The following is a 12,876-nucleotide window of genomic DNA, read 5'->3' on the forward strand; positions in this document are numbered from 1 at the left end:
TATTCAATGAAAAAAGGAGCTTTCATAATTCTGTTTTTGGTTTTGCAATGCAATTCAACGTTGTTATTGGCGCAAACCGAACCGGAAGAAATTAAGCAGGAAAAAGATCAGTTTCAGGAATTTTTTTATGAAGCGTTGCTTCAAAAGGGGATTGAAAATTATGATAAAGCAATTAAAGCTTTGGAACAATGTGTAAAACTCCAACCCAATAACGCCACAGTCTATTTCGAATTAGGAAAAAACTATTTAGCATCAAAGGATTATGGAAATGCCTACAGTGCATTTGAACACGCCACACAAATTGATCCAAAAAACAAATGGTTTTGGGTGGGAATGTATGATGTGAGTTATGAAACCAGTAATTATAATCAAGCGCTGATAGCCATCAATAAATTAATACCATTTGACGAAAAGTATAAAGAAGACTTAACATCGCTTTATATGGGGACCAAGCAATTTGATAAAGCGCTTGATCTAATTAATGAATTAAATGCCACTTTTGGAAAATCGGAAAGAAGGGAATTATACAAAATACAGATTTTATCGGAAGGGAAATTTCAAAATGTTGAAGAGTCCAATTTAATAGCGCAAATCGATAAAAACCCAAAAGACGAATCCAATTATATCGCGCTGATTAATTTGTATTCGAAGAATAATGAAGCTGAGAAAGCATTTGATATAACCAAAAAGTTAGCGGCGGCAATTCCAAATTCTGAATTGGCGCAAGTGAGTTTATTTAAAGTTTATTTGGATAATAATGAAGCCCCAAAAGCTATCAATGCGATGAATATTTCTTTGGCCAGCGCCAAAATAGATTCAAAGATAAAACACAGAATGCTGAATGAATTTTTGATTTTTGTGGATAAAAATCCTCAATATTCCGCTGATTTAGAGAGAGCCATTGCCTATTTCGATACTGATGCTACAGTTGATGTTGCCAAAGAAATTGGAAAATATTATCATAGTAAAAAGCAATGGGACAAAGCCATTACGTTTTATGAACGTTCTTTAAAGAATGGTTCGACAGAAGATATCGAAACGAATTTGCTTTTGCTTCAAGCGTACACCGAAGTAAAACAGTTTGATTTGGTTGCCAAAAAAGCCATGACAATGATTGAAACATTTCCTACGCAACCGCAGTTTTATTATTATTCAGGTTTAGCGAACAATCAATTGCAGCAGTATAAAAAAGCGGCAGCAATACTCGAAATGGGTTTGGATTATTTGGTAGACGACATAACATTAGAAGCAAATTTCAATATCCAGCTTGGAGAAGCATATAACGGTTTGGGCGATTTCAAGAAAAAAGAAATGTATTTCTCCAAAGCCAACCAATTATTAAAACAAAAAAAACAATGAAAAAAATTTCAATACTGCTAGTACTTACAGTCTTTATGGCTTCGTGTAAATCGAAAGCTATTGTAGCAGAGGCTAGTGTAAAATCAAACTATTTGACTGCTGATAAAATAATAGAAAATCATTACAACAATAAAAACAATTTTTCTACATTATATATTAAGTCCAATGCAAGATATGCTGATGAGAAACAAACTCAAAATGTTACCGCCGAAATAAAAATACAGAAAGACCAACAAATTTTGATTAGTATTCGGTTTTTGGGAATTACAATGGCAAAAGCATTGATTACGCCAACTGCAGTAAACTATTATGAAAAAATAAACGGCAGTTATTTTGAAGGGGATTTCAGAGGATTGAGTCAATGGTTGGGAACTGATTTAGATTTTAATAAGATCCAAAATATGTTACTTGGTGATGCAATTGATGATTTGAATAAAGGAAAATATACCGAGTCATTAGTAGAACAGACCTATAGATTGGATGATGTTTCGAATAACAATACGAAAAAATCGTTCTTTTTTGATACGGAGAAATTTTTGGTCAAAAGACAGGAAATAAAACAAACTGCTGAAGACAGAATGATTCAAGTGGCTTATTCTGATAATAAAGTGTACAATGAAGCAATATTGCCTTCAAATGTGCTAATAAATACAGTTCAAAAGAAAGGCAAAACGGAAATTAATTTAGATTACAACAGTGTAACGTTCAATGAAGAACTTTCTTTTCCTTATAGTGTTCCAAATGGGTACAAAAGAATTATAATTAAGTAAATTTGCAAAAAATATTTTTTTAAGATGCCAAAATTTCTCCTAAGCCTAATTTTTATAAGCTTGACTTCACTAATGTGGGGTCAAACAACACAGCAAGAAAAATTAGAAGAACGAAAAGCCCAGATTCAAAAAGAAATTCGCGAAAATGAAAAACTATTACAAACCGTAAAGAAAAAAGAAAAAACGGCTGTAAATGTAATTGTTATTCAAAGCAATAAGATAAAGCTTAAAGAAAAACTGATTAATACTACTGAAAAGCAGAAAAAGCTTTTGGGGAATGATATGTATATTAATCAGGTGAAAATTAATAAACTAAAAAAAGAACTGGAAATCCTTAAGGCTGATTATGCTGAAATGATTGTAAAGTCCTACAAAAGTCGTTCTGAGGAAAGTAGAGCGATGTTTTTATTGTCTTCCGAGAATTTTTTGCAGGCCTATAAAAGGGCACAGTACATGAAACAGTACACGAATTACAGGAAAATGCAAGGCGAAGAAATAAAGACGAAAACTGGAGAACTTGTCGTGTATAATGGAAAACTGAATGTGCAAAAAACGGCGAAACAAAAACTTATTGCCGAAAATGAAAAAGAGCGTTTGTCATTAGAAAAAGAGAGGAAGGAGCAAGAGAAATTAGTCAAATCCATTAAGAAAGATAAAAGCAAGATTCTTGCTGAAATCAAGAAAAAACAACAGGAATCCAGATCGATTGATAGACAAATTGACCGATTAATTCGTCAAGCTATTGCCGAAGCTAACAGAAAAGCTGCAATGGAAAGAGCTATGGAAAAAGCAAAAGCAGAATCGCTTGCCGGATCAAAAACAGAAACCAAATCGGAAATAAAAACACGAGCTAAAGAGATTGTTTCTTCATCTTCGGTATCTTCTTCAAAAATAGAACTGACTGCAGAAACAAAATTAATCGCTGATAATTTTAGAGCTAATAGAGGGAAGTTACCTTGGCCAGTAGAAAAAGGATTTGTGTCATTGGGATATGGAGATCAGGCGCATCCTGTTTATAAAACCTTAGTTATTCACAATAGTGGGGTGGAAATCACTACGGACCAAGGATCAAGTGCAAGAGCCGTTTTTGGAGGAGAAGTGACCAGTGTAATTGTTTTATCGCCTATAAATAAAGCGGTAATGATACAACACGGGGATTTCTTTACAGTTTATCAGAATTTAAGTTCTGTGTTTGTAAATAAAGGTGATAAAGTAAGCACCAAACAAAGCCTTGGAAAAGTAAGAACCAATAGTGAAGGCAGAACCATAATTAAATTTTTAATTCTTCAAAACACTACGTACAACAATCCTCAAAGTTGGTTGTATAATATGTAATAATTCATTGGAATCGAAGTAGATTCCAGTTTTATATTTAGCTAAAAAAGCGAATCAAAAAGTAATAATTTGATTCGCTTTTTTTGTGCCAAATAACTTGATTATTGTTGTTGTTGTTGTTGTTGTTGTTGCTGTTGTTGCTGTTGTTTTTGTTGCTGCTGGAGTAGCTCTATGTAATCCAATTGTTCCTGGAGTTCTATGGAAACTTCTTCGAGTTGCACATCGTTTATATCTTCAAATTGTCTTCCATCTTCGTAGCCTATCGAAACGCATACAGAAAGTGTTTGTCTGGAAAGTCCCTTGAAAGTTCCTTTTACCGGCGTGCAATCATAAAAATTACGACCTACGGAAAGTTTTACGTGATTGTCCATGGTCCAGATATTGTTAGTAGGATCAAGACCAAGCCAGCCCTGTTTTGGAGTGTAAATTTCTACCCAAGCGTGTGTGGCGCCTTCGCCTCTGAGTCCGCTTTCGTTAGGACAAATGTAACCGCTCACATAGCGCGACGGAATTCCTGCCGTACGTAATAGTTGTAAGAGTACATGCGCAAAGTCTTGGCAAACGCCTTTTCTAATTTCTAAAATCTCATCGACCGTGGTTTCGATATTGGTGATTCCTTTGGTGTACTTGAAATTTGTAAAAATATATTGATTGCATTGTTGCGCAATTTCTATAATGGGCTTGTCAATACAGTTTATTTCGTTCAGAATTGCATTGATTTCGTTTTGCTTTTTGATGGTTTCGGGGTAGCAAAGACGCAATAAAAGAATGCTCTTTTCTTTTTCTTTTGCCAAATCCTTTATCGTGGTATGATCTATTTCAGGGATTTTAAGCGAATGATTGACACGAACTAACATTCTGGATTCGATAGTCATTTCAGTATGTGCTTCTAATGTATTAAAATTCCCCACTCGATTACCGAAATAATCCTGAGAAATTTCGACCTCGGGATTATTCGTTATTAAAAGCTGGTATTGAAGTACATCTTGGTTGTCAAAATGGTGTGGGAATAAACGAATCTCATTTATACTTTCTTTTATGGGCCAGTTGTATTGGTATTTTGTGATGTGAACTATTTTGAAAATTGCCATTTTATATTACGTATAAGAGAAAAATAATTTAGAAAAATCTGTCGAAAACTGTATCAATTGTGTTCTGGTATTGTTAAGTACGTCTTCTAATTCTTTGTTGGTAAGATGATGATAATCCGTAAATTCGACAGAACTTTTAAGTCTTCCAAATTGATTGTGCAATGTTCGTGCTTCACTCAGATTATTGTCTTTAAACAAGTTGTTCAAATAGGTGTCTATTAATTCCAAAGTGTAAATCACGGAATGTGCAAAATCTCTATTGAAGATAACCTGTTGCACCACTTTGCGATTGTGCGGAATATTACTGTAGCTTTTTAAGTATAATTCGTAACCTGAAAGTGAAAGTAATAATCTTCTCCAATACAATAAATCTTCATTTCCATCAAGATTATACTGAATAGGAGCGTAGTACGCTTGGGTTAGCGAAATGGTTTGCAGACATCTTTCTATATGTTTGCCAATACTTGAAAAACACCAACCCAATCCTCTGGGCATTGTAACCTGAAGAATTCCATTGTACAGCAAAAAATCTTTATTGAGTTTTGAGATGATATTACTCGCATCAGACGTTTCTAATTTTTTTGGTAAGTCGGGTGAGTTCATGAAGTGATACAAAGAATTGATGTGTTCCCAAAGTTCTTTTGTAATTTTATCTTGTGAACCTCTCGCATTTTCTCGTGCTTTGATAACGAGATTCTTCACGGAATTATGGTTTGGACTATCGCAAATGATATACTTTAAAATGAAGTTTGTGTCGTATTGTACTTGATTTATTTGTTCCATTGACAAATCAGTGTAGTATTCCAATAATGGTTTGTACCCTTGAGAATCATTCGTTTCTTTGTCAAAAGACAAGATATAAAAGGTGTTTAGGGTAAGTAACATTCCATCTGTTCTTTCCATATATCGGTTGAGCCAAAACATTCCGTCTGCAACTCGGCTGAGCATATTTACTTTCATTTTGTTTACTTTTTAAAAAGGTTTCGCGCTGTTAGACCTTTAATTTATTTTACTATCCAAGTATCTTTACTTCCTCCGCCTTGCGAAGAATTAACGACTAATGAGCCTTCGGTAAGCGCGACTCGGGTTAGTCCGCCAGGGACTATTTTTACGCCATTTGGGCCGCACAAAGCATAGGGTCTTAAATCAACATGACGTAGTTTTAGTTCTCCGTCGATAAGGCAAGGAACGGTGCTGAGTTGAATGATGGGTTGTGCAATGAAATTACGCGGATTACCAACAATGGCAATTTTTGCGTTATCTAATTCCTCTTGGGTAGCTTTATTTCCCATAATCATTCCATAGCCACCACTCTGATTGGTTTCCTTGATGACCATGTTTTCCATATTGGCAAAAACCATTTCTCTTTCGTCCAGATTTTCCATTCTGTAGGTTGGCACATTTTTGAGAATTGGCTCTTCATTCATGTAATATTTTATCATGTCTGGTACATAAGCATATACCGCTTTATCATCGGCGACACCGTTTCCTACTGCATTTACCAAAGCTACATTTCCTTGTTTGTAAGCACTTATAAGTCCTGGAACACCCAGCGTACTGTCTGGTTTGAAAACCAAAGGATCAAGATATTCATCATCCAAGCGTCTGTAAATAACATCTACTTGTTGAAGCCCTGAGGTGGTTTTCATATAAACTTTGTTGTTGTTCACCACTAAATCCCTTCCTTCGACCAAAGGAATTCCCATTTGTCTGGCTAAAAAAGTATGTTCATAATACGCTGAGTTGTAAACTCCGGGTGTTAATAAGACTACGTTTGGGTTAGCGATATTTCTTGGAGACAGTGAAACCAAAATATTATGAAAAATCATCGGGTAATTACTGACCATACTCACATGATTAGAGGTGAGCATTTCTGGAAAAATACGTTTGGTTATTTCTCTGTTTTCAAGCATGTAACTCACGCCACTTGGGCAACGCAAATTATCTTCCAGTACATAAAACTCTCCTTTTGCTCCCCGAATCAAATCTATCCCTGCAATATGCACATGAATGTTGTGAGGTACTTTAATCCCGTGAACTTCTTGGATATAGTGCGGACAAGAGGCGATTAATGAAGCCGGAATAATACCTTCTTTTATAATAAGCTGTTCGTTATAGATGTCTTCCAAGAATAAATTGAGTGCTTTTAGCCTTTGTTTTATTCCGGATTCTACTTCGTTCCAGTCTTGTTGGGTAATGATTCTTGGAATGATATCAAAAGGAAAAATCCTTTCAATGCCTTGATTGTCGTCACTATAAACGGTAAAAGTGATTCCTTGATTCATAAAAAAATCAGAAGCCTGCCTATGTTTATCGTTTAGTTTTTCGTGATTTAAGCTTTGCAATGTTTGCAATACTTGACGGTAAGATTCCCGAACCCCTTCGTTAGAAAACATTTCATCCCAGCCATTTTGGTTTAAATTAGGTATCAACTTCATCATATTTTCTGTTGTTAAAAAATTAAATTTTATGATATTTTACTATAAAAAATGCATCTTTAAAGCTAAAATATTAATTTAATTTTTATAAAAATGACGATTACATGACTAATTAATAATTTTTACAACATTCTTTTTTTGACAATTGTTTTCTGATAATTATTCTGTTATATAATGTTGTTTTTTTTGATTCCGCAGTCTAAAAAATATTTTTTGATTGGTCAACCCCATGAAATATAGCACATGAGAGTTTGTTATTTAAAAGAATGAATAAATAGTTTGTAAAAAGGAGGGGGTAAAAAATAAAAACAGAAGATGGGTGATTGCTGTTTGTGAAAAAGTACATCAATTTTAGGCTGTAAATTGAACGGTAGTTTTTAATTCAAATCAAAAGAAAAATCCCAGTTATTAATTAGATTTAATAACTGGGATTAGGATTTATGTGAATAACCGGCTTTTAATTATTTATTAAAAGAAGATTTTATAGCTTTCATTACACTTGGAGTCGACCATTGGCCAGCCACAATAATACGTCTGATGGTGTATAGCGGATCAATTGAATCTCTTTTGGTAGACAAAATGAATGCCATTTGGTACCCGCTCTTTTTTATTTCTGGGATTGCTTCTTTGTTCCACAAACCAAAAGGATAAGCAAAATAAGTCACTGGTTTACCAATGATGTCTTCCAGCTTCTTTTTGGGTTTTACCAATTGCGTATCCCAGTCTTCACCAGCATATTTAGTCACCATGTGATGATCCCAAGTATGCGCCGCAACAGTATTTCCGGCGTCCGATAAATTTTTAATTTGCTTTTTTGTCAAATAATTAGGACGGTCGATGGAAACGGTCATTACAAAGAACACGCCTTTGAAGCCGTATTTTTCCATTTCGGAAGCACCCAAACTGTATTGTTCTCCACGTGTATCGTCAAATGTGATCATGATAGGATTTGCAGGTAGCGGAGCGTCATGAACTAAATATTCATACAATTGATCGGGTAAAATGCTATGATATCCTTCATCTGACAACGCTTTCATTTGTTGTGCAAAATTGGTAGGAGATACGGTATAGGTTTTTGTCATTTCACCAGCATTGGCGCTAAGCTGCTTAATATTATGATAACATAATATAGGCACTTCTTTTTTGGAAAGAATGGTTGCTAAGTCAGCCATTTCTTTTTTGGGAGCAACTTTTTGAACAGGCGTATTAACTTCAGTGGTCTCTTTTTCTATTTTACTTGGTTTAGAGTTACAACTCACCAATAAAAACAAACCAATAGGAACTAAAAATAAGATATTTTTCATAATTCAAAATTATTGGTATTGAATGTAGATAGGTTTAGGGGTGAATTTCATCAACTCTGCTGGAGTGTACATTACCCAATTTTTCCGAATATCATTTTTGTAAAATAATTTGAAACCGGTGAATTGAACGGGTTCTCTGTAAATATAACTCCTGTAGCTATCTTTTTTCAAGACTTTGTCTCCAAAACCATCCATATCCATTACAATTTGAACTTCGGGGACGGTTTTGATTTCTTTATATTTCTTTACCATTCCTTGGGTGAAACGGTGTACAACCAATACTTTTGGAGTCAGTTTGTTTTTACGCACGAGGTTTGCCAAAATGTCAATGGCGTCATTAATATCAGCGGCAGTAAAATGTCCAATTTTAGAACCTGGACGTTCTCCGTTTTTCATCGAAAATTCGGGATCAATTCCTAAATGTACATTTGGTAACGCAAGATATTTCTCCAGTTCGGCTACTTCGGCTTTAACCGTACTGTGTCCCACTTGAATATCCAGAAACACTAAGGCGTTAATTGGCTTAGCCCAACTCAAGATAGTGTCAATTTGTTTAAATGGCATTCGCATTCTGTGTTTGTTATCTTTGCCAGGTGCGCCTTGGGCAGTGACTGCGATATAATGCAATGCAGGGATTGTTTTTACTGTTGGATCTGCGGCCTGCCATTTAGCTATTTCTCCTTGTAATTTTTTAATCATTTGATTTCTTGGTAGCTCACCTAAAATCCCCATTCTTGTGGAATATAAATTTCCGTAATAAGCAATAATACGGTTGTATGGTAATAGCGCTCCTGGTAAAGGGTAAGGTGCTTTTACGGGCCATCTACCAGTAGTGTCATTGTTGCTCATTGCTACCATTCTTTTATTGTAGTCAACAGTATCAATAGTAAGAGCTGTCTTTTTGACTATCGTATCAAGCTGTTTTGTTACGGTTTTTTCTTCTCCGTTTATAGCATCAGCTGCTTTTCCTCGATTGCAACTGGAAACAAAAAATAAAAAAGGAAGTATAAGTAATGCGAGAGCTGGCTTTTTCATAAATAAACGTGTTTAGTTTTCAATGCAAATATAAAGTATTTTGTGAGTGGCTAGTCATTTATAATAATGTCAAAAGGATGTATTTTTTACATAATTTACGGATTCAAATTGAAAATTCACCTAATTTTAATAGAACTGAATTGAAAAGAATATTTATTTAGGTTAAACGAGTAAAATTCTTTTTTATGCGAGTGTCCAAACATAAATTAAATTAAAATGATTAAAAATAATTTATTAATAGTTACATCATGGGATTTTTACAGAATAATTAGTTGTTTTTAAACCGTATTTATATAAATTGCGAATTACAATTAATTATAGTGGTATGTCAGAAATAGATGCAGAACGAGCGAGGTTAAAATTAAGACAAGATAATAAAGGCTGGAAAAAGTGGGGGCCCTATTTAACCGAAAGACAATGGGGTACAGTTAGGGAAGATTATTCACAAAATGGAGATGCCTGGAATAACATTACCCACGACATGGCACGTTCCAAAGCATACCGATGGGGTGAAGAAGGTATTGGTGGAATTTCGGATAATAAGCAGCACATTTGTTTTGCCTTCGCTTTTTGGAATCACAACGACCATATTTTAAAAGAACGGTTTTTTGGTTTGACAGGAAATGAATCAAACCATGGCGAAGACGTTAAAGAATTATATTTCTATCAAGATTCTACGCCCACCCATTCGTACCAAAAAATGCTTTACAAATATCCGCAGGGTACTTTTCCCTATGAAAAACTGGTTCACGAAAGTAAAAAACGAACGCGTCTTGAACCAGAATATGAATTACTGGACACAGGAATTTTCGATAAAGACGCCTATTTTGATATTTCAATTGAATATGCAAAAGCCGATGAACAAGATATTTTAATTAAAGTTACGGTGGAAAATAGATCAAATGTTGCTGCTCCCATGACGGTTTTACCAACTCTTTGGTTTAGGAATACCTGGTGTTGGGGGTATGAAAAATATAGCCATAAACCAATATTGACGGGTATAGGCAATTCTATTATTGAAGTAAATCATCGCTTAGTAGGACATTTTAAATTATATGCTGAAAATGCAAAAGAAATTTTATTTTGTGAGAATGAAACAAATTTTGAGAGGCTTTATAACTCGCCTAATCCTACACATTACACTAAAGATGGTATAAATGACTACATAGTCAATAAACGTAAAGACGCCGTAAATCCAAATCACATTGGTACTAAAGCTTCGGTGAAATTTGACGATGTAATTCCTGCCAATGGGAAAAAGGTCTATCGCTTGCGATTTACGAATCAGACTCCGAGTGATGCTTTTGCAGATTTTGACACTATTTTTCAAAAACGACTTGATGAAGCCGATGAATTTTATGCCGCCCTTCAAAAAGGAATTGAAGAGGAAAAATTAAGATCGGTGCAACGTCAAGCGTATGCAGGGATGCTTTGGACAAAACAATGGTATTATTATAATGTGTTTGAATGGATAAAAGGAGATCCATCCATGCCAAAACCGGATGTGAATAGGAAGAATGGACGAAATAGTTCTTGGAAACACTTGTACACTTCCAATATTCTTTCAATGCCGGACAAATGGGAATATCCTTGGTTTGCCGCATGGGATTTAGCATTTCATACGTTGCCTTTAGCGCGACTGGATCCTGATTTTGCAAAAAGACAATTGTCTGTTATCTTGAGGGAATATTACATGCATCCAAATGGTCAAATTCCTGCCTATGAATGGTCATTCTCAGATGTAAATCCGCCGGTACATGCTTGGGCAACCTGGAAGGTGTATGAAATTGACAAGGAAATGAATGGCGGAAAAGGAGATATAGTTTTCTTGGAACGCATTTTCCATAAATTGTCCTTAAATTTCACTTGGTGGGTGAATTTGAAAGATGAAGGGGGAAATAATATTTTTGGAGGTGGATTCCTTGGCATGGATAATATTGGAGTTTTTGATCGTTCAGCAGCCTTGCCAACCGGTGGTCATTTAGAGCAAGCCGACGGAACTGGTTGGATGGCGATGTACAGCTTAAATATGTTGCGAATTGCTTGTGAAATCTCTCTTGAAAACCCTGTTTATCAGGATATGGCTTCTAAATTCTTCGAGCACTTTTTGCATATTGCAGGTGCTATGCAGGCTATTGGTGGAGATAAATTAAATCTTTGGGATGAAGATGACCAGTTTTACTATGACATGCTTCACAAAGAAAATGGTGATGCCGAACTTTTAAAAGTACGTTCCATGGTAGGGCTAATCCCTTTATTTGCCGTCGAAGTTTTAAACGCTGAATTGTTAGAAAAATTACCGGATTTTAAACGTCGTGTCGAATGGGTATTGAATAATCGTCCTGATTTAGCAAGTTTAATCTCGAGTTGGTATCATCCAGGAAAAGGGGAAACGCGTTTGCTTTCTATCCTTCGCGGTCATCGAATGAAAATGATTATGAAACGAATGTTTGATGAAACGGAATTTTTATCCGATTTCGGTATTCGTTCGTTATCCAAATACCATAAAGAACATCCTTATAAATTTACGTATGAAGGGGGAACGGTTCAAGTCGATTATACGCCAGCCGAGGCTACGGGAGATATGTTTGGCGGAAATTCAAATTGGAGAGGTCCTATTTGGTTTCCAATGAATTATTTGATTTTAGACTCTTTAGAAAAATTCTCGAGTTATTATGGAAACGACTATGAAGTGGAATTCCCTACAAACTCAGGACAGATGATGAGTATAAAACAAGCTGCCGAAGGAGTTTCTAAGCGATTATTATCTCTTTTTATTCCGGGTGAAAACAAAAAAATTCCAATGTATGGGGAATATGAAAAATTTCAAAATGACCCAATTTTTAACAAAAACCACTTGTTTTTTGAATATTTTGACGGGGATACCGGTAAAGGTTTAGGAGCCAATCATCAAACCGGTTGGACTGGACTAATCTCAGAAATTATCCGACAGTTATATGTTAAATAAGCTGATATAAAATTAAAAGACGATTCCCCAAGGATCGTCTTTTTAAAATATTTCTGTTAGCGTCTTGAAATTTGGAATCAAAACCCCAATTTTTTATTAGGCTTAGCCAAATGCTGATTTGATTTTTACTGCTTAATTGTTGCCACTTCTTTTTCGGTAACTATTTTACTTTGTTTGTTGCTCCAGGATTTCATTATATAATTCATCACATCCGCCACTTCTTGATTGGAGAGTCCCATGGCAGGCATCGTGCTATTGAACTTCTTTTTATTAACAACAATTTCGCCACTTTGTCCAAATTTAATGGCATGGATGCTTTGAGCTCTTTTTTTTGTGAGCCAGTCAGATCCATCTAAGGGTGGGAAATTTTTAGCGTCACCTTTGCCATTCGCACCATGACATTGGATACAAAAATCAGTATAGATTTCTTTTCCTGCTGCTTGGCTTTGTACAACCGTTTTGTCTTTATTTGTATCGGTGGCAATAAAATAATGATTTCGTGAAATGGGATTTTCAACATAAAAATAGCCCAATAAAAGCAGGCTAAAGCCAAAAAATAGTTTACTTGTCAACATA

General features: G+C 35.1%; 10 protein-coding genes. 4 read left to right on the forward strand and 6 right to left on the reverse strand.

The window, feature by feature from the left end:
• The first annotated feature begins 6 nt into the window (after positions 1 to 6).
• The 3 genes from ACNQGG_RS01485 to ACNQGG_RS01495 are packed head-to-tail and all read left to right on the forward strand — an operon-like array spanning position 7 to position 3,464.
• Positions 7 to 1,359: a tetratricopeptide repeat protein gene (locus ACNQGG_RS01485; protein WP_417960845.1), complete on the forward strand. Its 1,353-nt coding sequence runs from the start codon at positions 7 to 9 to the stop codon at positions 1,357 to 1,359.
• Positions 1,356 to 2,129, forward strand: coding sequence for a lipoprotein insertase outer membrane protein LolB1 (gene lolB1, locus ACNQGG_RS01490; protein ID WP_417960847.1), 774 nt, complete (start codon positions 1,356 to 1,358; stop codon positions 2,127 to 2,129). The genes ACNQGG_RS01485 and lolB1 overlap by 4 nt, the downstream gene beginning before the upstream one ends.
• A 24-nt stretch (positions 2,130 to 2,153) precedes the next feature.
• Positions 2,154 to 3,464 (forward strand): murein hydrolase activator EnvC family protein, encoded by a 1,311-nt coding sequence (locus tag ACNQGG_RS01495; protein ID WP_417960849.1) that lies wholly within the window; start codon positions 2,154 to 2,156, stop codon positions 3,462 to 3,464.
• Positions 3,465 to 3,565: 101 nt separating this feature from the next.
• On the opposite strand, the gene ACNQGG_RS01500 is transcribed toward ACNQGG_RS01495, so the two are convergent.
• From ACNQGG_RS01500 to ACNQGG_RS01520, 5 genes are all read right to left on the reverse strand, one after another.
• A complete protein-coding gene (locus ACNQGG_RS01500) occupies positions 3,566 to 4,555 on the reverse strand; it encodes a transglutaminase family protein (RefSeq protein ID WP_417960851.1) in 990 nt (329 codons plus the stop codon).
• A 6-nt stretch (positions 4,556 to 4,561) separates the two neighbouring features.
• Positions 4,562 to 5,515, reverse strand: a complete 954-nt coding sequence (locus ACNQGG_RS01505; protein WP_417960853.1) for an alpha-E domain-containing protein — start codon at positions 5,513 to 5,515, stop codon at positions 4,562 to 4,564.
• 44 nt (positions 5,516 to 5,559) lie between these two features.
• Complete coding sequence (locus ACNQGG_RS01510) at positions 5,560 to 6,996, reverse strand: circularly permuted type 2 ATP-grasp protein (RefSeq protein WP_417960855.1); 1,437 nt, start codon at positions 6,994 to 6,996, stop codon at positions 5,560 to 5,562.
• A gap of 458 nt (positions 6,997 to 7,454) precedes the next feature.
• The gene (locus ACNQGG_RS01515; protein WP_417960857.1) at positions 7,455 to 8,297 is read right to left on the reverse strand and encodes a polysaccharide deacetylase family protein; all 843 of its coding nucleotides are present in this window, start codon (positions 8,295 to 8,297) and stop codon (positions 7,455 to 7,457) included.
• 9 nt (positions 8,298 to 8,306) lie between these two features.
• Positions 8,307 to 9,332, reverse strand: a complete 1,026-nt coding sequence (locus ACNQGG_RS01520) for a hypothetical protein (RefSeq protein WP_417960859.1) — start codon at positions 9,330 to 9,332, stop codon at positions 8,307 to 8,309.
• A gap of 325 nt (positions 9,333 to 9,657) precedes the next feature.
• Between ACNQGG_RS01520 and ACNQGG_RS01525 the strand changes: the two genes are divergently transcribed.
• Positions 9,658 to 12,300 (forward strand): MGH1-like glycoside hydrolase domain-containing protein, encoded by a 2,643-nt coding sequence (locus ACNQGG_RS01525; RefSeq protein WP_417960861.1) that lies wholly within the window; start codon positions 9,658 to 9,660, stop codon positions 12,298 to 12,300.
• A 125-nt stretch (positions 12,301 to 12,425) separates the two neighbouring features.
• Here ACNQGG_RS01525 and ACNQGG_RS01530 read toward each other — a convergent pair whose 3' ends face one another.
• Positions 12,426 to 12,875, reverse strand: coding sequence for a c-type cytochrome (locus ACNQGG_RS01530; protein ID WP_417960863.1), 450 nt, complete (start codon positions 12,873 to 12,875; stop codon positions 12,426 to 12,428).
• Between the last annotated feature and the right edge of the window lies 1 nt (position 12,876).

This window comes from Flavobacterium esculini, assembly GCF_048284325.1.
Taxonomy (GTDB): Bacteria; Bacteroidota; Bacteroidia; order Flavobacteriales; family Flavobacteriaceae; genus Flavobacterium.